The organism is Cytobacillus sp. IB215316, assembly GCF_033963865.1.
GTDB classification, from domain to species: Bacteria; Bacillota; Bacilli; order Bacillales; family SM2101; genus Nanhaiella; species Nanhaiella sioensis.
On the sequence record NZ_JAXBMC010000002.1, the window covers coordinates 406,086 to 429,763 of the forward strand.

Below are 23,678 nucleotides of genomic sequence, written 5' to 3' on the forward strand. Positions count from 1 at the left end.
TGATTGTTGTTTTATGGACTAAGAAAACTAAGCGGGTTACACCTTGAATTTCGGGACATCATTTCTTCTAGATACCTTGAAAATGCACCCTCCTAACAGGGCTCAAATGAAGTGAAAAAAGCAAAAATGTTTACGAAAAGAACCTAATGAAAAAAGGTTATTTACTTATTATTTACATAAAAGGAGGTTTTGGTTATGAAAATCGGATTGGCTCAAACAAGGTTTCCAAAATCAGCAAACGAAGGGTTAGAAACAGTTAAGCAAATGATACATCAGACCTCTCATCATCATTGTGACCTTATTTGCTTTCCTGAATCTATCATTCCTGGGTTAAGAGGAGTAGGTTATAAAGTTGATGAATATAATCACAGTTTTCAAATCTCTGCATTAGAAAAAATTTGTTCATTAGCTAAGCAAACAAAAACTGCCGTAATTATCCCCATGGAGTGGCAAGATGAACTTGGATTCCATATCGTTGCATTTGTAATAAATAATAATGGTGAAATACTAGGTTATCAAACTAAAAACCAAATTGCTCCAGACGAAGACTTTTTCGGTTATGTCCCTGGAGATGGGCGTTATATATTCGAAATTAATAATGTGAAATTTGGCATTGTCATTTGCCATGAAGGTTTTAGATATCCAGAAACTGTTAGATGGGCAGCTATGCGTGGTGCAAGCATTGTGTTTCATCCACAATATACAGGTTGTGTTGATAATCCCGAATTTTTTAATCAAGCAATGGTGTGTAGAAGTTTAGAAAATGACATTTATTTTGCAAGTGTAAATTATGCTTTAGAAAATCAAAAAAGCACCTCTTCTTTAATCTCTCCATCAGGAGAACGATTAATAGTTGGACAACAAAATGCACAGGAATTATTAGTTTATGATATTGACACAAAGCTAGCGACTAGGTTGCTAGCAAATCGTTTCAAACCCGATTTATTATCATAAGCTCCATATTAAATCAAAACGCTTTGATTGTATTTTTACTAAAGTAGCTTAGTTAGCTATGATTTAATAGCATTATCCTTGTTACAAATGTATATCGTTTATTTCTATGTATGAAAATCAACAGTCTATGTGTATAAAGTAGAAAATAAGGTTTTATTTTTAACCATTCAATAATAGTCCTTTACCTTTGTTTGGGACTATTATTACCTTAATTGTGGAATGATAATCTTTACTTCTGTGCCTACACCAGGTTGACTTTCAAAGCTAATTCTCCCATCCATTGATTGTATTATTCTAATCGAAACCATCGTACCTAATCCAGTACCTTTATCTTTCGTTGTATAAAATAATGTTCCTAATCTATTAAGCTGTTCTTTAGTCATCCCTTTTCCAGTATCCTTGATTATTATATAGAAGTACATACCATCACTCGTTACAGTAATATTTACACTTTCTCCGTTTTCCGAGGCCTCAATAGCGTTTTTTATGATATTGACGAAGGCTTGTTTGATTTGATTTCGGTCGGTTAATACATGATCACTAGAGTTCAACGAAATTTTCAATTGTATATCTTCTTTAGAAGCAAATGGCTCTAGTAATTTACAAACATCAATAATAACCTCATTTAAAGGGAAACTCTCAACTTTTTCAAACTGTGGTTCCGCAAAATTCAAATAATCACTAATAGTAGATTCTGCCCTTCCAAGTTCACTAAGGACGATTCTGAGATATTCCTGATTTTCACTCTTTTGTTGTTTTTCCATTAACTGAAGAAACCCCTTAACCACTGTCAATGGATTTCTAATTTCATGGGCAATGGAAGCAGCTAACTCTCCTATTGTGTTTAATTTCTCAGCATTTTGAATTTCTTGTTTCATCCTTTCTCTTTCTATCACTACTTCATACAGCTTAGCTGCAAATCCAATGCCTATGTTAAGGATGATTCCAAAAATAATAATATAAAAAAGTAACTGTTTAACATCCCCATCTATACTTCCATCAAATATAAGCCAACTAACTAAGATCCCAAGCTGAATAAACGCAGGCCAAAAGCTTACTATGACTGCAATAACAATACGTTTACGCTTCTCAAAGTTCCAAAAGCGCATAGAAAAGAGCATTGGAATGGTAGCTGCCAACAGCACGCTAATATATCCGTAAAATAAAGCTTCTCCACCCATATATGTTCTAGTCATAATAATAAAAAATACTACAATGCCCCCGCTAATTGGTCCTCCGTATAGAAATGATAATACGAGAGGGACATATCTTAAATCCCAATACAAACCAAAATTATATGTTGAAAATAACATACAAAGCGCTGCTGCTGTACCTTGCATCAAACCATATATATAAGGATTAAAGATATTTAGTTTTTTGTTTTCGAAAATAACAAAATAAAATAACACTGGTGCAAAAATAATTAATACATGTAAAAATAACGTTTCTGCTAACATTAAAATTTTCTCCACATCATTTTTTTTACTTTCTTCAAAGGGATTTTGTCCATGGTACTTGTGCTGTTTACATATTAATTATTTTTGCACATTATTTTGTTTTTATGGAATTAGGCCATTATAGCCCCATGTTTTTTGCTATAATTTGCTTCATTATCTCGTTTGTACCAGCGTATATTGAACCCACTTGTACATCTCTAAACCTTCTAGCAATCTCATATTCTTCCATAAAACCATAGCCACCATGTAACTGCATACATTCAGTCGCTACCTTTTTAGCGAGGTCAGTTATCCACCATTTTGCCATTGAAACTTCAGTAACGACATGTTCACCATTCATATGCTTGCTAATCAAATCATTTACAAATGTTCTACCAATCTGTATTTCAGTAGCCATCTCTGCCAATTTAAAACGCGTGTTTTGAAATTTACCGATAGGTCTACCAAATGCCTCACGCTGTTTCACATAGTTTATTGTTATTTCGAGCATCCTTTCGCATGAAGCCTGAGTTGCGATTGCTAAAACGAGTCGTTCCTGCTGAAGTTTTTCCATAAGATAATAAAAGCCATTTCCTTCTTCACCTAATAAATTTGTAACTGGCACACGACAATCCTCGAATATTAACTCTGAAGTATCATTGGAATGTAGCCCAACCTTCTTTAGTTGCTTTCCTTTTTTGAATCCTGATGTGCCATCTTCAACAACGATTAAACTAACACCTTTATATGCGGGTTCTGCTTGTGGATCTGTTTTACACACGACGATGACGAGGTCAGAGTGTATCCCATTTGTTATGAATGTTTTTTCACCATTCAGAATGTAAGAGTCCCCATCGCGAATAGCTGTTGTTTTTACAGCCTGTAAATCTGACCCAGTGCCAGGCTCAGTCATTGCGACTGCTGAAATAAGATCACCTGTTAAAGCTGGTGGAAACCACCTTTTCTTCTGTTCTTCTGTCCCATAGGAGTCGATATAAGGCATAACAACATCATTATGTAAGCCTATTCCTCCTAGGCCTCCCCCTATTTTGTCAAGCTCTTCTCCAATGATAACCGAGTAACCAAAGTCTGCATTGATTCCACCATATTTCTCGTCAACCCATGGGCATAAATACCCTTGTTCACCCATCTTCTTCCAAAATTTTCGAGGAATACATTTCTCTTCTTCCCATTGTTCAAAATAAGGCAAAGCTTCTTTCTCCAAAAATTTTCGTAATGAACGGCGAAATATGTGGTGTTCCTTGTTAAACAATTTATGATCTTGCATAACTGTAGTACTCACTAACATTCCCCCTTATAATGATTATCTTATACAATAACAATGGTTCACTTAGCCATGTTATCGTTTGCATTAATCTCTATGGCTACAATTCTACACATCTAGAAGGTGTGTATAGTTATACTCGTTCAATAATCATTGCTGACCCTACACCTGCTCCACCGCTTATCCCTACTGCGCCAAGCTCATAATCTACTCTCTCCATTTCGTCCAATATAGTAGAAAGGAGCATTCCCCCGGTTGCACCTAATGCATGCCCCATTGATATGACGCCGCCATTGCTGTTTACTCTCTCATGATCAAGATTATATTCATTAATGAAGTGTAAGACAGTAGCGCCGAAAGCTTCATTATACTCATAAATATCTATGTCTTTGGCAGTTAGGTTTGCATTATCAAGTGCTTTGGCAAGTGCATGTTGTCCCCCTGTAAGAAGAAGAGGATGCACCGACGTAGTTGCAGTCATGCGTATTCGGGCTCTCGGGTGTAGCCCTAGTTCTTCACCTTTTTCTTTTGAACCTATTAAAATGACAGAAGCTCCATCAGCTAATGCAGGGGAACTTCCCCAGTGGTGTGTAGGAGTGAACTCAGTCAGCGATGGTATAGAAGATAATATGGTTTTGTCTGTTTCACCTCCTTTAAAGCTCGGTTCTATGGAAGAAAAAGTTGTATCGTTAACATGCTCTAAAAAACATTCATCTTGTGTTAATAATAAACTACCATCTTGTGCGTAAACAGGTATGAGAGATTTAATAAAATATCCTTCTCTCGTAGCTCTACTCGCTCTTCGATGCGATTCGATGCTATATAAATCAACGTCTCTTCTTGAAATTGAATACAATGATGCCATAATATCCGCAGCAACACCCATATGAACGAACTGAGTAGTTTGCATTACTTCTTTATCCGTGAACCAGGCTCCTTCATCAGAAAACATTGGCACGCGAGAAACTGATTCTACACCTCCTGCAATGATTAAATGATCAGTTTTTGTTGCAATTTTTTGTGTTGCAATACTGATCGCATCTAACCCAGAAGTACAAAATCGATTTACCGTCATTCCTCCAACAGAATGATGTAGCCCAGCATGAAGTGCAGCTACTCTAGCAATATTTGCACCTTGTTCCTTCGTTTGGGTAACACAGCCTAGAATTATATCATCGATTGTCTTAGCATCGAAGTCGTTTCGTCGGACAATTTCTTTTAACAACAGACCTATTAAATTGATGGGTTTGAACGAACGTAAAGAGCCATTTTTTCGGGCTGAACCTCTCGGTGTTCTAATTGCATCAAAAATATATACTTCCATTATCTCCCCACCTTCATATACAAATAATTGATGGTGTATTACATAGGGAAGTAGGCTACACCCCTACTACGAAGCTTGCACTTGTAGTTGTGCTACCACCTATGTTCAGCGTAGCAACATTTTTTGAGCCCTCTATCTGATAATCTCCTGCCGTGTTCGTCACCTGCTTATAAGCATCTAAAAGCATTCTAACCCCTGTTGCTCCAACCGGATGACCTGCCCCTATTAACCCTCCACTAGGATTAATTGGGAGCTTTCCATCTTTTGCTATCATGCCAGATTCAATTGCTTCATAACTTCTCCCTGGAGCTGTTAAACCAAAATGATCAATAGCCAAATATTCTGAGATCGTAAAACAATCATGTGTTTCTATTACATCTAGTTCATCAATGCTCTTAATATTCGATCTAAACAAAGCATCTAAAATTGTTCTTCTTACATGAGGAAATACATACGGTGAATCGCTACTTTCTTGCATTTTATCCTTTAACAGCATAGTAGCAGTCCGATGTCCCCACCCTTTAATTTTAGGTATTGTTGATAATCTAATGTCTTTACGCTTTGCATATTCAATTGCATAAGCTTCTGAAGCTAGAATAATACATGCTGCACCATCGGTAATTCTTCCGCAGTCTATTTGGCGTAGCCTTCCCTCAATTACCGGGTTTTGTTGTTCATCTTCTAGGAAATTCTCTTTATCTAGTTTCCAGTTTCTTGTTTGTGCATTTGGGTTACTTTGCGCATTATACAAATTTTTCTTAGCAAGTTCAGCTAAGTGCACATTAGACAACCCGTACCTTTTATCATATTCTTCAGCAATTTCACTAAAGAGATATGGCCATGGATATGTTGCATTGACCGCCTCTTTGCCTAGCCAACATGCAGACCCTAAGTATTCTGCTGCCTTCCTTGCTGGAACATTTTTCATCTCTTCTATTCCAATAATACAAGCTATATCGTAACGTCCTGCCTCAATTTCAGCAGAAGCTGCAAGTACCGCCATACTACCTGAAGCACACGCAGCTTCATGGCGTGATGTTGGGATTCCAGCAAAATCTGGATGGATAGCTGCAAATAAACCTCCTAATTGTGCTTGTTTATTAAATAGTTCCCCCGCAAAATTTCCTATATGTGCAGTATCGATTTCAAGGGGGGAAATATCTGCATTCGCCAATGCTCCTTCTACTGCTTCCTTCAGCATGTCAAATACAGCTAAATCAAGCCGATTCCAATTTTTCGCAAAATCTGTTTGGTAACCTCCTAATATATACAATAAATTGCCTCTTATATTTTCATCTAGGCAGTAGTCATCGTGTATACAATTAACCTTTGTGGGGCCCATAATTTTTAGTAACATTAGCATCAAAGTTCACGAAAAAACTTAGTCAAAAATTGTTTTATCTATAGCACCCTATTTAAACGAAATTCAAACAAGCATATCTTTTTACTGCTAACTAACTATTCAGTATCTTAATCAATCTTTTCACCCGGGACCCAGCATGCATGAAACCCTATCGGAATGTTTACTGGAATTTTCACCCTTGCGATTGCCCCATTAGCAAAATTAAGGGCATCAATGATTAATAACTCAGATTGATTTTCTACTTCGTCGTGAACAAACGTAACTAAGTAACCGTCATCCTCTGAATTTGAATACTGCCGTGGAGCAAAAGCTGCTTCATTTCCGTATCGTCCTTTCCCAAACATGAGCGTTTCAGAGTTCTGTTTTTCGGTATCATATTTTACAAGGCCATCAAACGATAACGTTTGTTCGTTAGAAATATGAACATTGTACGTATAACGTGATTTTCTGCCTACGAAGTTCAAATTCACAGTAGGAAATTCTGTATTATTATCATCAAGTAATCCTTCCTTAACCACACCTGTCGTTAAATTAAAACGCCAATAGTATAACCTAGCATTTAACTGTAAATAGGCTAACATTCTTGCAAGCGGACTAGCATTTTTTGTTACTTCAGGCATTGGTTCCTCAACCCTGCAACCGAGTAAGACAATTTCATCTCCCTCTTCCCAAGAATTGATCGTGTGATATATATAGCAAGGCTCGGCTTCGAACCATCGAATATTTTCATTTGACCCAAAACGAGGAAGAATACCAAACCTACTAGGAACGTCTCGATGAAATTCGACTTTGTATCGGCCTTTGCTAATTGCGTTTGAGTCCGCAAATAACGGTAAGTCCATTAATATCGAGTAATTTTCTGTAATTGCCATATCATGAGGAAGGCGTGGACCAGGTAAATCAACATCTACGCAATGCGTTAAAATCCCCGAAGCAGATACAACTCCATATGTCAACGATGACCTTAATGGTCCATAATCAAAAAACATTAAGTCACCTGTTTGTTCATCTACCTTCGTATGCGCTGATATATTATTTTTGTATTTTCCTCCAAAATCCTCAATCCCTAACGTTTCAAGCGTTTGAGGATCAACTTTGTATGGTTTACCTGACATATACCACAAGGTCATCAGTTGTTTATTATGGAAAACAACATCGGTATTTGATGTGTCCTTCAGTGGCATATCCTTTGGGTTTTTCACCATAGATTCCATACGCCCGAACCATATCGATTCTCCTACAGCAGCTTCTCTTTCAAAAGCAGCTGTTTTAATCCATCTGTTTCGATAGCTTACCTTTCCATCACGAAGTTGAACTGAGTGAAGCATTCCATCACCGTCAAACCAATGGTATCTTCCTCTCGTTTCATATTTGGGATTAGGACCATTCCTCACATAAATTCCATTTATATCTTTAGGAATCTCCCCTTCAATGACTTCTAAATTTTCAACAAAAACTTCATCATGTATAGGTTCATATTTTCCTAATAAATACGGATTCACATTTGTTTCTAGTGCGAAATCAATCATATCATTTTTCATCTTCATCCTTTTTCCCCCTTTACATAAATAATTTCCTTGTCAATACGTGTCGTTAATCGGAATTATCAGTTATATAAGAAATTTTCTGAAAAAGCGACAAAAACCACACAAACTAATTAGTAGTCATCATAAGCGTTTAGAAGATTCATCTGGTAAGTCCTACTTAAATCCAGTCTGTTTTCATATCGGTTGTTGTTACAGATTTCTTAGATAAAAGTACACATATATCTAGTGTTCGGGGCATCTTTTCTACTTTTACAATTATTAAGCTCTAATAATACTCATCATATTGTCCATTTAAAAAAATAGTAACAACGGTTACGAAAAGAGCGTAAATCAAAGTTGGAGAATAGATGTTATAATGGTTGAAGTTAATAAATTTGTAGGTAACGAGATAGGTGATTTTTAATAATTAGAAACAACCCTACTTACTCTTGAGTAAATAACTTATTATTCATAATAATGACATAATAACGAAGCTATATCTAGTAAAAAAATTCGAGTTTTTTAGACAAATAAGCTCATTTAATAAATGTTGATTTATGATTATGAGACTTTTTTATCATGCTTTACTTTCAATATTTAAACCTTGATTAATCATTTTGAAATTTAAACCCCCAATATAATACAATAAAATACGAGGAGAAACGGAAAATAAAACTTTGATATCAATAAAATTTAACAAAGCATAAAAAACGCTTTTCCATCAAGAAAAGCGACATAATATTATTCCTATTACTTCCCTGATTTACAAATCCGTTTATGTAAAAAGCATAAAAAGGGCTTTTGATTAACAGATGAATCTTAAATCATTCAATATTTTCCTCAATTCTAGTTCTCAATGTACTCACTTTTTTGATACGACTTTAAAAATGATAAAGTGAGGATTTTTCATTAAATACTTAAATGCATCATGATAATCTTTTTTCATTATTTCCAACGGTTGAGGTTCTACCACTTCTTCTATGTTAAAAAATTATACCGTATCAGCTATAATTTGCTGTAAAGGTCTACCGCGATATTGTACCTCAATTGCAATCTTTTGTTTTCTCCATATATCAGATATCACCCGCTGCTCAAAATAGTCCTCACATTTGAAATGAGTAAATTCCATAAAAGGGTGGTGTACTGAAAATAACAAAGTTCCATGAGGCTTTAATACTCTATTAAACTCACTAAATGTGAATTCCCAGTCTTTAATATAATGAAGTGTTAATGAAGAAACAATAACATCAAATTCATCATGTTCAAATGGCAAGCTCTTTTCGAGATCTTGACACAATATATTTGCTTTATTATTTAGCCTTTGCTTAGCTACTTCAACCATACGAGGACTTATATCTATTCCTGTTACACTAGCTCCTCGTTTAACTAATGCCTCTGAATACCAGCCAGCAGCACAGCCAGCATCAAGAACATTGTTATGATGTAAGTGTTTTGGCAACAATTCCATCATTGCTGGTCGCTCATAAAAAGCGTTATAAGGACTGTCATTATCAACATTCTCTGCGTATGTGTTAGCTAAAAGATTGAACGTTTCAGCAGTTTTATTGGGCATGCTCATTCCTCCTCCTAAAGACATCAAAACTCATATTAAAATTATAATTGAGTATTGCTCCTAAACAAAAAAATACAATTCTATTATTCTTATTTAACAATTGAACAACGATACTATTTTCTCATTCCTATAGGGTTAAAAAGAAGAGGTTAAAAGCTAACTTCAACTAGAAAAAACCAAATAATAAAAGGGCTCGTTTTTAGCCCTTTTATTTTCTAACAATTATACAAATAGTAGCTTAGATTATGAAACAATTGGAAGCGAATATCGTACATACCCATCTACATCATAGTCGTATTTTTCACAAATTCGATACTCTCGACCGTTAGAGCTTAACTCTAGGTTATTTTTTTCTACAAAAGAATAAAGTGCTTCTCCCGCAGCATTAAAATCATGATCGTTGTTTGCTACTACAACACAGCTTTGCTTAGGTAGAGTGATTTTCGTAAACCACTCAGGTATGCCATCATAAGATTTTACTTCAACACAGAGAATATATGCATGTGTTTCAGGATGATCCTGTAATTCTGTTATTGGCCATATTCCGTAATGAATCCGCTCGTTCACAACTTGTGGCAAATGCTGAGATATAGCAAACAAGCTTTCCTTTGCATTTTCATATTTACTCTTCATGTCCTTTAAGCTTATACACGGAATTCCTATAAGCTTTATTTCTTCATGTTCAATAAGTACGGGCTTCATATGGTCTTTGTTTTGCATATTCCACCTCCAAAAAATTGTTAATTTATACAAGTTTTAGTCTAATTGATTCATGAAGTATTGTAAATAATTTTCTGAATATTAAATTGTTATAGCATGATACTTTGATCTGCAATACCAATGCTCCCCACTTGTTTTATTTCTGTTCCAAAGTATGATGAATTAATCTTCATAGATTTGCATAAATTTTTCCTCAGCTTAATTAGCCACTGTGGTTCATGATTCCAATGTTCATCTAGTGATCGTAAGACACGTACATACCCATATAAGTTAGCAAAACGTTTACATGCAGGGATGATTGACATCATATCTTCAGAGATTTCATATTCAGTAAGATACCCTGCCAAAAATTGTTTCTTCTTCACCTGATAGTTGTCACGAGACATACATTCTTTTAAACTATCAAGAGCTTGAACTATATCCATCACATACCAGTGATACATAGCATCGTCAAAATCGATGATTTGACAAGATTCTGAAGGCCCATCGTAGAAAACATTATCGTATTCAAAGTCATAATGAACTAAACCAAAGTTGTGTTTTGTTAAAGGAGTCGTTTTAAAATATTGCTTAAGCATAGCTGTTTCCACCTTAGCTGCAGTTTCGTTTGGAAAATGACTCAACGTATAATCTATCCAATTTAACACATCACTATACGACCTGCGCCTGTTCCTTATTGGCTTATAATCACAAGCTAACTGATGAAGCTTCCCTAATGCTTTACCATAACTAAATAAGACATGATCACTAAAATCAGTTTTATTTATAGGTACACCTGCAACTCGTTTAAATACAGAAGCATAATAAACACCCCAAGGAGTTTGTGCCTCAATAAGATCCTCACCATTTTTTGCATTTACGACCTCTAATGCATCGTATCGCTTACTACGTAAGTAATTAATAAATTCAAGCTCTGCAAGAGTGTTCTCTCTACACTTTTCGGTTTTTGGTGAAAATCTTAAGAACCTTGTCTCACCTTTGTATTTAAACGTGTAAATAGCATTAGAGGATATTCTGAAAGCAGCTATTGAACCTATATCATTTTTCCAGTATTGCACTAACATCTCTGCCAAATCTACATTAATAAAAAGATATTTAACTTTCATCATAATAAAAGGCTCCTTATTTTCTTTTGTTATTTATTTTCTTATCAAAGTTTCTTCTCTTTATAGCTAGTCTTTGTAACTCTAGTAGTTGCTTTTCGTAACTATCCACTCTTTTTCGACTTAAACTTCCCTTCTCAATCGCTGTTAGAATGGCACATCCAGGTTCTTTGCTATGTTGACAATTTCTATACTTGCAATAGGCACTTAATTCCCTTACATCCTTAAAACTTTGTTCAAGAATATCTTCATCTCCCCAAAGCTGTACTTCTCTAACACCAGGAGTATCAACAATCATCCCACCTGCCGGCAGAGGGATAAGCTCTACACTAGTTGTTGTATGCTTTCCTTTGCCTGATGTTGAACTTATAGCTTGTTTTTGTTGCTTTTCTTCCCCCACCAAGAAGTTCGTTATTGTCGACTTTCCAACTCCTGAAGATCCAAGTAAAATAACTGTTTTTCCGAACTTAACATATTCAAAAAAAACATCCATATTAATATCTTTTTCAGCACTAACATAATGAACTGGGACTTCGTTATCTATTTCATTTAATTGTTCTTTAATTTGATGAATGTCTGTACACAAATCTATTTTATTTAAGATAATTACTGGTTGTATTCCGCTCTGATAAATGAGCGATAAAAACCGTTCCACTTTACGAATGTCAAAATTTTCGTCTAGCCCCATCACAATAAATGCAGTATCTATATTTGACGCAATAACTTGTTCTTCAGTTCTTCCACCTTCAATCAAACCATTATTTATCTTTCTTCCACCTGAGATGGGGAGTTTTCTTTCGTATGCATTCTCTCTTGTTAAAACTCGATGAATGAAAGCATGGTTGTCATTATCAATTTTCATTTCATACATAACCCAATCTCCAACAACAGGAAAATCTTTTGTGAGTTTAGCATTATATCTAAACTTACCAGTAATTTTTGCTGTAAGAGGATGCCCGTTAACTGCAATTAAATAATGATCTTTATTTTTCTTTACGATTCTCGCTACTTGATGACCTTCTTGTTTAAAATGTTTAAGCTGCTTCTCAAAATAAGGATTCCACCCATGTGAATATAACTCCATTCTTTTTTCCTCCATTTAAAAATTTGTTTGACTAATATTATTGAGGAATAACTGGAAATGAAGCTAAAGTATTTACTGTTTTATGAGTGCATAAAAAAAACCACAGGGCTATATCAAATAACCTTGTGGCTTCAAAACTCATTCTTCTCATAGTCACTGTTACTACTCTTTGGTACTAATCTTCTTCGTACGAACACCAAATCGTTTCATAACAGCTTTCTTACAAATCCATACTCACACCATACTCATTTCTGACACATATTAAAAAACAAGCTATTTATTCCGCATGAGTGAGAGCTAATACAAGTAATTCCCAAGGTTATCCTCATTAAATTAGTCATCGTTAACTCTCACTCCCTTCTATAATAATAAGAAAATTATAACAATTACAATAGAATAAATCAACCGTTAAAGTCTCCATATTAGTTTAGAAACAAGAACAGAAAACTTGCTATTGTTTGTCCTCTTCTGTTATATAGGACCTTTCTAAGCATATAAGTTATTTTTTTGGAAGCCTCTTCTAGTAATTTTCGAGCAGCTAATATGTATATATGATTGTTATATTTGTAGAGAAGAAAAATGCCCTGAATGTTAGATATATTCGTGTTTAGCTATTATTACAAAGTAAGTTTTTCATACAAAAATTTCTCGCTATTATCATCATGATACATCATTTGCTTTTACAACTATTTAGTAACCAATTAAACTAAGTAAAATAGTATGAAGTTAATGCTTATATAAATTGTTGCATTACAAACAAACTACTTGATAAAGTTTGTTAGCTTATTAATTACACTAATTATTATGCAAATTAAAAAACATGTCACATATTAAGCCACAAGATTGTGGTAATTAGTAGAACATCAAAAAGGAGGGAAGAAAGTGGAAGTATTCAAGGATACTAAAGATAGTATTGCCACAACACAGGAGAACGATTTTACGGAATATATTGTAAAATACCACCAGAAAATACATAAATATTGCTATCATTTACTGAGAAACCGACAAGATGCAGAGGATGCTACACAAGAAGTATTTCTAAAAGCTTACAAAAGTTTCCACAAGGTTCATTCTCAATCTACTTTATCACCCTGGTTTTATACTATTGCTTATCGGCATTGTTTAAATGTATTAAAAAGAAAAAAATTAATTCGTTCTATCCCTTATCAGACAGATATTAAGTTATTGCCAGAAGAAGAGTATATCAATAGCGAACTTGAATTTAATGAAGAAATATCGTATTTGCTACGGAAACTAACATCAAAAGAGCGTGCAATAGTAACAATGAAGGTTATAAACGAATTTCCATATTCTGAAATATCAACAATAGTTAATAGTAGCCAGTCAGCAGTAAGAAAATGTTATGAACGTGCGATAAAAAAATTAAAAAAGCATACAACTACAAATGAAATGGGGTGTGTTAAAGATGAAAAAATTTCAATCAATTGAGCATTTTAAGCAAGCATATAAAAGCGAACATGTCCCTGAAATGGACGAACAAAAAATACATGATGCCATATCTGAACAATTTCAAAGCTCTAAGAAAATTTCATCTGTCAATAAACAACTTATATTTTTGACAACAGCCATATTCTTAATATTAACTGGATCAGTTAGTGTTGCAGCTAAACTGTCTGGTTGGACATTTGTTAATTCAAACAACGAAGAATTGATGGAAGTTTCTGGGTATAGTGACCAAAAAAGTTTTACGTATGATGATGTGATTGAAGAGCTAACAGAGACAATTGAACCAGGTGAATTCCAATATTTTGTTGCAGTAGATGAATATGAACAACATGGAGTGACAGCGATCACTCCTATCTATAAACCATCGGAGTATACAGACTTCCAAGACCTAAAAGAGGCAACAGGAGATGAGATGATCCTACCAACAATTTTTCCTGAGACATACCAATTTGTTCAAGCAACTGTAACATATGGTGGAGCATGGGAAGGAAACATAGCTGAGCTTGCAGAGAATATGTATTTAGAGGCAAAAGAACAAGGGTTACAATATATCACTAGACAAGTACATCACAATTCTTTAGTAAGCGAGATAAGTATAAAATATAAAAAAACTAGTAATTCTGATGAGATCAATGTAATAATTAGTACTGCACCATCATCATATACTCCTACCTTATCTATACCTCAAGAAGATTTGGAGCGTTCAGAGAAAAGGGAACATGACGGTATTGAGTACTTATATGATCCCCAATATGCTAACGTAGATTTTGTGAGAGAGCACAATGGATCAAATTGGATGTACCATATTGTCAATGGTGGAGGTTTAGAAAATGAAGTTTATATAATTGAATTAACTGAGAACTTGATCCAGCAATAAAGTAATTCAGCAAAATGAGAAGTGTACAATGATATTATGATTCGATATTTGTAGCCTGTCTATCCTTTATATTTTAAGCATGCAAATGAAAATGTGAGTAGCATGATTCAGTAGTAAGAACAAATTACCAATGTGTACGAAAACAGTTTATTTATCTATGATATAGATAAAACTAATAGCCTGTCATTTGGTAGACAGGCTATTATACATATATGAAGTTCTCCATATACTAAAATCCTCTTTCTTTCACGAAATTAATTTATATCCACTTAACCATAAACATACCTACACTTTTTAAAATGATTTTTTAGCTTATTCTTCTTGACTTAGAGTATACTCTAATATTTATAATCAGCTTGATTAGCAATGCTTCTTTATAATAGAAGGCTCTTTTAGTAAGCTATCTTGTTATAAATACAAATTGACAAACCAAGAGTTTCTGAAATTCTCATCATTTTATAAGAGAAGACGCGAATATCGTTAAAAACATGATTATTTATTAACAAGAAAAACAGCCTTAGCAAAAGAATATGCGTATGTCTAATGTGGAAAGGACAATATGCCTTGATAAATTATATAAGTATTTTATTATGTACAGAATAAATGGATGTAATTAAAATATCCACGTCAGTATAAGCTAAGCATTGATGTCCAATATCTGAATGTATTGCTAATCCCTCATTTACATTACTAGGACAGTACAAGTTAGTTAATAAATTAGAAAGAAGGATGAATAATGGAAAAACAAATTGCAGTAATAACAGGAACCTCGACTGGTCTTGGCCTTTCATTAACAGAAAAGTTAGCAAATGAAGGCTGGAAGGTCTACGCAACAATGAGAAATTTAGAGAAGGGTCAACCTATTAGAGAATTACAACAATCAGGTTTAGCTGTTGAGTTATTGCAGTTAGATGTCCAGTCACAAGATTCAGTAGATCAAGCTATTCAAACTGTCATTAATCAAGAAGGACATATTGACTTATTAGTAAATAATGCAGGAATTGGATATATCAAAACGACTGAACAATCTTCTGAAGAAGAATATATCAATGTATTTGATATTAATACATTTGGTGCAATTCGTTGTACAAAAGCTGTACTTCCTTATATGCGTGAGAAGAAAAAAGGAAGAATTGTAGCAATTTCATCGGTTGGTGGTTTAGTTGGACAACCACTAAATGAAATATACTGTGCGACAAAGTTTGCTCTTGAAGGCTACTATGAGAGCCTTGCTACTTATGTAACTCCTTATTTTGGAGTCGAGTTCATGATTGTTGAGCCAGGCGGTATTTCATCTGAATTTGCTAACAGTGTTCTTGCTGGTGTCTCTAGTGGAGGTGGCTTCCCTAAGGATGATTTTGAACAAGTTGTTAATGACTATATGGGCTCAAGGACAAATCGATCAGATAATATTTATCAAACCCCATCAGAAGTTGCAGATGTGATCCTATCTCAACTAAGTACGAATCCGCTACCTTTAAGGGTAAGAACATCAGACTGGTCTGAAAAATTTTGCCAGTATAAAACAAAAGAAGATCCAACTGGCCTACTTCAAACAAAAGATGTTGTAAAACAAATGTTAGGAAAATAACGAGATGTAAGGTGAAAAAACAACCATCAAAATAGGTTCAGCTTGTTATAATTAAAATAATTCATTAATGAAGGCTTTTTCGCATTTGAAGTAAAAAAACTTACACAACTATGGTCCGTGGTATCTTTTTTCTCTAAAATAAAAATCATATAATACACCTCAGCTATTTCAAATGTAAGTGAAAAAAGCAACAAAAATTCAGAAATGAGCCATAATCATAGACAGGTGGAAGCTCAACTCTACCTGTCCAAAAAGGTCAACCTTGATAAAGCTAAAGCTTAATATACCTAAACTCACAGACTCCGCAACAATAAACATCTAAGCTATAATTAAAACACTTCTCCATGCTTGACCTTGTATAGTTACTTCTGCGCATCCATTTTTTCATTCATGACTGTGTTATTTTTAAAATAGACTATAATAGTAATTATTTATAGAAAAGGTGAAGATGCGATGAATCTGTTAAAATTTATCGATAAATTACCATTACCGAGAGTATTACAACCAGTTCGAGTGAAGGATGGGATAAAATATTATGAGGTAACAATGACAGAATTTCACCAGTCCCTCCATAGTTCAATGCCAAAAACACGTGTGTGGGGTTATGAACACATTTACCCTGGACCAGTGATCGAAGTGTCAAAAGGTGAGAGAATTAGAGTAAAATGGATTAATGATTTACCATCTAAGCATTTTTTGCCTATCGATAAAACCGTACATGGCGCAGGAAAAGATACTCCAGAAGTTCGAACAGTTGTCCATCTACATGGAGGAATAACCCCTGCAGATAGCGATGGTTACCCAGATGCTTGGTTTACAAATGGATTTAAACAAGTGGGGCCTTTCTTTGAACAAGAAGTGTATGAATATGAAAATCTACAAGATGCCACAACGCTATGGTACCATGATCATGCTATCGGTATAACGAGACTCAATATATACGCGGGATTAGCCGGCTACTATCTGATCCGTAGTAAACATGAGCAGTCATTAAACCTGCCAAAAGATAAATATGAAATACCATTATTGCTCCAAGACCGTACATTTAATAAAGACGGATCTTTATATTATCCAAAAAAAGAAGCAGATGACCCTACAAATATTTACCCCTCAATTGTTGCAAAATTCATGGGGGAAAATATTCTTGTCAATGGAAAAGTATGGCCATATTTAGAAGTTGAACCACGAAAATATCGCTTCCGACTTATTAACGGCTCGAACGCCCGTTATTATAAAATAAGACTTGACTCTAATCAACCTTTTTATCAAATCGGTACCGATGGAGGGTTATTAGAAGAGCCTGTTACTATAAAAAGCATTATCCTCGGCCCTGCAGAAAGAGCTGATGTCATTATCGATTTCTCTTCACAAAAGCACAACAAAATTGTCTTAATAAATGACGCGAAAGATGAATTCCCAGAAGATCCCGAAATTAATCGGTCAAATACGAGGTTTATAATGCAATTTCGTGTAACCTTACCTTTATTAAGCAATGACACTAGTACCATTCCACCAAAATTAACAGACATCAATTTTTATAAAGAGCAAGAAGCAATTAGAACAAGACATTTAGAGCTTATTGCCCAAGATGACCAATATGGCCGCAGAATTCGGTTATTAGATTATAAAACTTGGGATGATCCAATCACAGAAAAACCAGCATTAAACGATATTGAGATTTGGAGCTTGAGTAACCCAACAACTGGGGGCCATCCGATTCACTTACACCTTGTGAAATTTCAAATACTAGATAAACAATTATTTGATGTTGAGCATTACGAGAAAACAAAACAAATTAAATATATTAGTGAAAGAATGCCCCCAGCAGCTAATGATCACGGGTGGAAGGACGTTATTAACGTTTTCCATGGTGAGACCGCTCGCATTATTGCTAAGTTTGCACCTTACACGGGTAGATTCGTTTGGCACTGTCACATTTTAGAGCATGAAGATTATGAAATGATGAGGCCATTTGATGTAGTTATTAGAAAAGATAGTAGAAAAAGATGGAAAGAGATGATCTATAAGATTTTTAGGAAAAAACTTCATAACAGAGATTAGTACTTTCTTTTTCGTATAATCATTTATTTTGCCCTCTTATTAGTTGTATGAAACTTATATTCATAGATTGAATAATATTAATGCCATATTCAGCACCTCTAATATTATCCGTTTATCACTTCAAGGCTTTGTCTATACTGTTTAAAAACTTATAACATTGAGGTGTTGAACAAATGGCTAGGATAAATATCGCTATCGACGTTCATGAAGGCATGGGTGAATTACAAACTATAAAGCAAGAATTAACAAAGCGTTTAAATAATGAGGATATTAACTATGTAACAATCGTTGAGGATGAACACGAACAATTAATATTAAGTTTTTCACCAGTGTTGTATACTTCACAAATTGAACTGTTAGAAAGTTTTCAGAAAGAGGTTCTAGATCCGTTATTTAATAAGCGTTGAGGAGTCTTTTTTTATTGGCTTAACAATAACTCTTTTAAAAGTAAAGTATGTTCTTCGTCAATTGTTCCAAGAGAACTTTCAGCCTCCTCAATAACAATAGCTGTTTGATTCAATTCATCAAACCAAATATAATAGTCGGTTAACAATTCAGGCATATTTTCATCATAAGTATAGAAAAAGGTAGCTTTCACATCTTCATGTCTAGATATTTTAGTATCCACATTTCTCTCCCATTTAATATTTTTAAAGACATTTCTTATTACTTGAATTGACTCGTTGTTTGTAACCATCATAACTTCATCTTCATAGCTCCCATGCGATGTTGGCCTTTGTACATCCACCCTTGTTAGAAGATTAATATTTAAATCATTATGCTGCCCTTTCGGAATTGGGTTTGTACAACCAAATAATAAAACTAAGGTACAATAAATTGATAAGTTCATTATTTTTTTCATCGGTAATCAACTCCTTAACAATTGTTGTAATCAAGTACTAAAATACTAATCCTCCTCAATATTCACTCGATTATAAAACTCGTCTACAATTGGAAACATATCAGGCTCTGTATGATCATATACTCCGTCGACCTTTGTTAAACTAAAGTTAAAAGTTACATCTTCCATCTCATATAAAGTAATCGCATACCTAAAGCCATCTCTTAGTTCTTGGTTTTCATCTGGAATAAATTTTACATACTGTATATTTTCTAAAAAAGCATCAATCACTTGTTGATCAATGACTGTCTTCTTATAGCCTGTACTACCATCGACAATTGTTACTGTTGATACTTTACTAAGTTGATGCTCATACAATTGCATTAAAGTCTTTGTTTGATGGGTTTGTCGATGATAGACAACAATAGATATTGTTAAAAATCTGGTAACTACCATTGTTAAAAGGACAAATTTTTTCATAATCTCCTCCAAGGATATATAATATATTTACTGTAAACTGATTTGTAATTTCAACTTAAAGTAGTTTTACTCGTTGGTTCCTTTTTTTCAATTAGACAGTTTTCATCTTTTCTCATATAAAATGAGGGCAATTGCATAACATTAATTGCTGTTCTAAATTAGTCTCAATAGCAACAAAGTTTACGAAAAGACCCTTGAATTAAAACACAAAAACAACATCCCCATAAATTCCAAGCATGCTATAATTATACTATTCATTTTTTAACGAGGAGAACATATATGGAAACAAATCTGATAATTGAACATAAAAATGGTCTGTTGTTAAATAGGACAACTAAGTTAGGAGAAAGAAGCTGGCGGAATGATCCTGTTTACAAATTCATTTTTTCAATAAATGGAAAGAGTCATTATCAAATGAAACAAACAGATGTAACACTACATGAAAATAGTTTTCTATTAATTAATCCAATGGAAGATCATAAACAATTATCTATAGAAAAAGAAAAATTGCTAATTGAATTAGATGTTAAAGAACTTCAAGCTGCATCCGAGTCTCTATTACAATATGGTGGGAATGATATTTACTTTGCACAAATGCCCCACTACAATCCGCAATTGACAAAGTGGGTACAATTTGTGAAAGATTTCGTGAGCCTTGAAAATGATAGTCTAGATTCATTACAGAGTTTTATAGATCATAGTACGTCACAGCTCGCAATAATGCTGATGAAATATTCCATTAATAGCCACTCACCGAATTGGCCAAGTCAACTATTTGAATCTCCGAATGAACAAATCCAAAAGACGATTAAGGCCATGAAGGAAAGCTATAACCATAAATGGACGTTAGATGATATGGCATCTATCGCTCATCTAAGTAAATACCAATTGTCTCATATTTTCAAAGAAAAAATCGGCATATCGCCTTATTCATGGCTTCAATTATATCGCTTATATAAAAGTCAACATTTACTCGTGCATTCCAAAAAAACAATTATCGAAATCGCATTAGCTTGTGGTTTTTCATCAATTCACACTTATAATCAATTATTTAAGAAAGTGTACAATATTACCCCAACTATGTTTAGAAAAAAGTATGCGCGATAGAGAATATAATGAAGTTAATATAATTATCAATCCTGATAGCAAAAAGATTGTTTGGATGTTAATGAATAACGTTAAGATTCCGAATAAGCTTAACGATAAAACATTTGCTAAATATAATAGTACAGCATTAAAGCTAAAGCCCCTTCCATGCATGTGTTCTGGAACTAACTTTTGAATGAGAAATACTCGAGAAAGCCCAGACATTGGCATACCTATACCAATAATGATGATAGCAATAAATATCGTATATAACTGTGTAGTCCATGTTAAAATTACAATACCTATTCCCCATACAAGTGACCCATATAAATACGTTTTCAAATTCATTTGTTTAAAGATAAGGGGAATAAGTAAATTTACACTTACGACTACTAACCCAAAAACCCCTTGCAGTGTAGAATAGATCGTTTCACTCTTATCACTGAGTTCCACTATCATTAATAGTATCCCTACATCCCAAACCCACGTATTAAAAAAAACAACGATAAAAGTAATAGTGAACAAATTCCTCACTTGTACATTTTTCTGTACCCACATAAAAAACTCTTTAATTGATCCATATGCTGCAACCAAACTTTTCTTAATAACTATCGATTTTGTTTCATTTATTTGTATTTTAAAAATGAAGAAAGCACTAATGAGATATGAAAATACATCAAATGTAAAAAAGTGTATTACACCAACCGTATTTATGAACAAGATAGCTATAAACGGGCCTAATACAGAAATCCCTCTAGACACTGTATCAATCAAGCTGTTTGCAACTGTTCTCTCCTCAATTGATGTAATCGCTGGGAGCATCGCTCGATGACACGGATTAAAAAAACAGCCAAAACTTTGGATGATAAACGCGAAAACAAGTAATACAGGGTATGTTAATAAATTCATGTATTCTATAATAACCAAAGATAAAATAATCGGTGCTCTTAACATGTCAATTAAAATTAACAGCTTCTTTTTATTTACCTGGTCAGCTACCACACCGCCAATTAAACCGAATAAAACGTATGGAATTGTTTCTGCAATGACCATCCCCGTAGTATGAAGAGCAGAACCTGTCATTTCTATAGTCAAAAATAAAAATGCCCATCCAGTTAACCGATCTCCTAATTGTGATACAGCTCCTCCTAAAAAAAAGCGAAGGAAATTACGATTTTGAAATATTTTTTTATACATGATCATCACCTCAAAATTAATGATAGCAATCACCATGTTTTATTCCTTCATAAATATTGCTGTATATTTCCACAATATTTATATATATTTTTAGTTATAACTAAAAATATATAAGTTAACGAATAGTTAGATGCCCTTTGCTTAACCAATCGCATGACAAGAATGTTAATCCCTTCTACAACATATCCATTATTCTTCCTGACGTAAATATAACAACTGTTTGCATATATGTAAGTGCTGAGTCAATGCAAACTTAACACAGGCAGTTAGCAACCTGATTAACAATGTTCGTCTAATCGTAACATTAAGGCTAAAGTTTGCATTCACTATAGAGTGTAGAAAATGTGTTATTTCATTATGCAAACGGGGAGTGAATTAATTGGGGGATATTAATGCACCTGAATATAAAAATTCAAAAGCACTCTTTGACTTTATTGTATCGGTAAAAAAAGCAGAATCAATGTTCATTGAAACAAATGTTACACTCAATAAAGAAGGCCAACTTTTACTCGACTATAATTCTTTTAAACAAATGTATTCACTAAACTATGCTATTATAAAACACCTAAAATCAAAGGAATGGAAAGTAAATGGGAAAGAGGTTTTTATGTATACAGATGAGAGAAAAAAGAGAACCATACTTACTCCGTACGATATTATGCCTTATGTAGAAAGCAAAAAATAGGTCAATGTATCGACCTAAATAAAATTAGTCTTCTAGTGAGGTTCGATTTAAAATAGTCAACCTCACTTTCACATGACAAATATAGATTTTTATGTAGAAATGGACATCTGCTATCTTTTCCTTTTTTTATGTATATCTATTTGTCTAAAATTGTAATATGATAGCATTAGGTGATTATATGTTTACAATAATTTCTATTATTATTTTTTTTACTATTGTTATCCATAGTGTTGAAACATTATCTTATAGCATACGTTTAGGAGGGGTTCGACTTAGAAAACTTGCAGTTTCATTATCGTTAACAGGTGTTGTTTTATTAGTTGCAAGGACATCGAATATGTTTCATGTAGTTTTACTCGGTGGAATTGTTGATCAAGCTAAAGTGAATACAAGTGTTGATATCGTACCAATTTTACGATTAGTACTTTTAAGCGCAACTATTGGAACATTTATTGCGATATTGTTATTTCCTACTATGACAAGATTATCAGTTAAGGTCATAAAACGTTTTGAAATAGAGGGATCTGTTATCAGGCTTTTTAGTACGACAAATATTCAAAAACTAAAACATACGGATAAATACGTAAAATACCCTAGATTTCAAATGATACATAGACTCCGGATTGGCGGAATACCGAAAAGAATATTACTTACTAATATGATAGTAACTGCTATTTATACTTCAGGGGTTCTCGCATCGTTATATGCTTCTTTACTAAATGATGAAACATCAACAGCTTCGTTAATGACTACAGGGGTTATAAATGGCTTTGCCACAATTTTACTTACTATCTTTTTAGATCCCCAGGTTGCATTGTTAACAGAAAAATCAATGAATCATCCTAAAGGTGCTGATAAGATGGCTGAAACATATGGCTGGTTAATGATATCAAGGCTCTTTGGCACAATATTAGCGCAATTATTTTTAATTCCATCTGCGTATATAATTGTATGGATAACTAAATTAACTAATCTATTAATATATTAATGTTAACTTGGGTAGTAATTTATACAGCTGGTAAGAT

20 protein-coding genes and 1 pseudogene are annotated in these 23,678 nt (G+C 33.8%); 9 read left to right on the forward strand and 12 right to left on the reverse strand.

Annotated elements, in window-relative coordinates; all coding sequences use genetic code 11:
- Nucleotides 1–195: 195 nt before the first annotated feature.
- Nucleotides 196–954 carry a carbon-nitrogen hydrolase family protein gene (locus SLH48_RS06250; protein WP_214482168.1) on the forward strand — a complete coding sequence of 253 codons (759 nt, stop codon included), beginning with the start codon at nucleotides 196–198 and terminating at the stop codon, nucleotides 952–954.
- Between the two features lie 203 nt (nucleotides 955–1,157).
- On the opposite strand, the gene SLH48_RS06255 is transcribed toward SLH48_RS06250, so the two are convergent.
- From SLH48_RS06255 to rsgA, 9 genes and pseudogenes are all read right to left on the reverse strand, one after another.
- Entirely contained in the window at nucleotides 1,158–2,411 is a 1,254-nt protein-coding gene (locus tag SLH48_RS06255; protein WP_320257434.1) for an ATP-binding protein, read from the reverse strand.
- A gap of 118 nt (nucleotides 2,412–2,529) precedes the next feature.
- On the reverse strand, nucleotides 2,530–3,678 hold the full coding sequence (locus SLH48_RS06260; RefSeq protein WP_320257582.1) for an acyl-CoA dehydrogenase family protein: 1,149 nt from the start codon (nucleotides 3,676–3,678) through the stop codon (nucleotides 2,530–2,532).
- A gap of 130 nt (nucleotides 3,679–3,808) precedes the next feature.
- Entirely contained in the window at nucleotides 3,809–4,999 is a 1,191-nt protein-coding gene (locus SLH48_RS06265) for an acetyl-CoA C-acyltransferase (RefSeq protein WP_320257435.1), read from the reverse strand.
- 55 nt (nucleotides 5,000–5,054) lie between these two features.
- Entirely contained in the window at nucleotides 5,055–6,272 is a 1,218-nt protein-coding gene (locus tag SLH48_RS06270) for an acetyl-CoA acetyltransferase (protein ID WP_320257436.1), read from the reverse strand.
- A gap of 197 nt (nucleotides 6,273–6,469) precedes the next feature.
- Nucleotides 6,470–7,909, reverse strand: coding sequence for a carotenoid oxygenase family protein (locus SLH48_RS06275; RefSeq protein WP_320257437.1), 1,440 nt, complete (start codon nucleotides 7,907–7,909; stop codon nucleotides 6,470–6,472).
- A gap of 841 nt (nucleotides 7,910–8,750) precedes the next feature.
- Nucleotides 8,751–9,461, reverse strand: a pseudogene (locus SLH48_RS06280) (class I SAM-dependent methyltransferase).
- A gap of 243 nt (nucleotides 9,462–9,704) precedes the next feature.
- Nucleotides 9,705–10,181: a GyrI-like domain-containing protein gene (locus SLH48_RS06285; RefSeq protein ID WP_320257438.1), complete on the reverse strand. Its 477-nt coding sequence runs from the start codon at nucleotides 10,179–10,181 to the stop codon at nucleotides 9,705–9,707.
- Between the two features lie 89 nt (nucleotides 10,182–10,270).
- A complete protein-coding gene (locus SLH48_RS06290; protein WP_320257439.1) occupies nucleotides 10,271–11,290 on the reverse strand; it encodes a phosphotransferase enzyme family protein in 1,020 nt (339 codons plus the stop codon).
- A 13-nt stretch (nucleotides 11,291–11,303) separates the two neighbouring features.
- On the reverse strand, nucleotides 11,304–12,368 hold the full coding sequence (gene rsgA / locus SLH48_RS06295; protein WP_320257440.1) for a ribosome small subunit-dependent GTPase A: 1,065 nt from the start codon (nucleotides 12,366–12,368) through the stop codon (nucleotides 11,304–11,306).
- Nucleotides 12,369–13,250: 882 nt separating this feature from the next.
- On the opposite strand from rsgA, the gene SLH48_RS06300 reads away from it, so the two are divergent.
- From SLH48_RS06300 to SLH48_RS06320, 5 genes are all read left to right on the forward strand, one after another.
- Nucleotides 13,251–13,817 (forward strand): RNA polymerase sigma factor, encoded by a 567-nt coding sequence (locus SLH48_RS06300; RefSeq protein WP_320257441.1) that lies wholly within the window; start codon nucleotides 13,251–13,253, stop codon nucleotides 13,815–13,817.
- Complete coding sequence (locus tag SLH48_RS06305; protein ID WP_320257442.1) at nucleotides 13,795–14,712, forward strand: hypothetical protein; 918 nt, start codon at nucleotides 13,795–13,797, stop codon at nucleotides 14,710–14,712. The genes SLH48_RS06300 and SLH48_RS06305 overlap by 23 nt, the downstream gene beginning before the upstream one ends.
- Nucleotides 14,713–15,448: 736 nt before the next feature.
- Nucleotides 15,449–16,303 (forward strand): SDR family oxidoreductase, encoded by an 855-nt coding sequence (locus tag SLH48_RS06310; RefSeq protein WP_320257443.1) that lies wholly within the window; start codon nucleotides 15,449–15,451, stop codon nucleotides 16,301–16,303.
- A gap of 453 nt (nucleotides 16,304–16,756) precedes the next feature.
- Nucleotides 16,757–18,364, forward strand: coding sequence for a multicopper oxidase (locus tag SLH48_RS06315; protein WP_320257444.1), 1,608 nt, complete (start codon nucleotides 16,757–16,759; stop codon nucleotides 18,362–18,364).
- A 173-nt stretch (nucleotides 18,365–18,537) separates the two neighbouring features.
- On the forward strand, nucleotides 18,538–18,771 hold the full coding sequence (locus SLH48_RS06320; protein ID WP_320257445.1) for a hypothetical protein: 234 nt from the start codon (nucleotides 18,538–18,540) through the stop codon (nucleotides 18,769–18,771).
- A gap of 11 nt (nucleotides 18,772–18,782) precedes the next feature.
- On the opposite strand, the gene SLH48_RS06325 is transcribed toward SLH48_RS06320, so the two are convergent.
- On the reverse strand, nucleotides 18,783–19,226 hold the full coding sequence (locus tag SLH48_RS06325; protein WP_320257446.1) for a hypothetical protein: 444 nt from the start codon (nucleotides 19,224–19,226) through the stop codon (nucleotides 18,783–18,785).
- 45 nt (nucleotides 19,227–19,271) lie between these two features.
- Entirely contained in the window at nucleotides 19,272–19,685 is a 414-nt protein-coding gene (locus tag SLH48_RS06330) for a hypothetical protein (protein WP_320257447.1), read from the reverse strand.
- Nucleotides 19,686–19,964: 279 nt separating this feature from the next.
- Here SLH48_RS06330 and SLH48_RS06335 point away from each other — a divergent pair, with 279 nt between their 5' ends.
- A complete protein-coding gene (locus SLH48_RS06335) occupies nucleotides 19,965–20,792 on the forward strand; it encodes an AraC family transcriptional regulator (RefSeq protein ID WP_320257448.1) in 828 nt (275 codons plus the stop codon).
- On the opposite strand, the gene SLH48_RS06340 is transcribed toward SLH48_RS06335, so the two are convergent.
- Complete coding sequence (locus tag SLH48_RS06340) at nucleotides 20,733–22,004, reverse strand: MFS transporter (protein WP_320257449.1); 1,272 nt, start codon at nucleotides 22,002–22,004, stop codon at nucleotides 20,733–20,735. The two genes, SLH48_RS06335 and SLH48_RS06340, sit on opposite strands and share 60 nt — an antisense overlap.
- 343 nt (nucleotides 22,005–22,347) lie before the next feature.
- Between SLH48_RS06340 and SLH48_RS06345 the strand changes: the two genes are divergently transcribed.
- Both SLH48_RS06345 and SLH48_RS06350 read left to right on the forward strand, forming a co-directional pair.
- On the forward strand, nucleotides 22,348–22,653 hold the full coding sequence (locus SLH48_RS06345; RefSeq protein WP_320257450.1) for a hypothetical protein: 306 nt from the start codon (nucleotides 22,348–22,350) through the stop codon (nucleotides 22,651–22,653).
- A gap of 178 nt (nucleotides 22,654–22,831) precedes the next feature.
- Nucleotides 22,832–23,641, forward strand: a complete 810-nt coding sequence (locus SLH48_RS06350) for a lipid II flippase family protein (protein ID WP_320257451.1) — start codon at nucleotides 22,832–22,834, stop codon at nucleotides 23,639–23,641.
- Nucleotides 23,642–23,678: the final 37 nt, after the last annotated feature.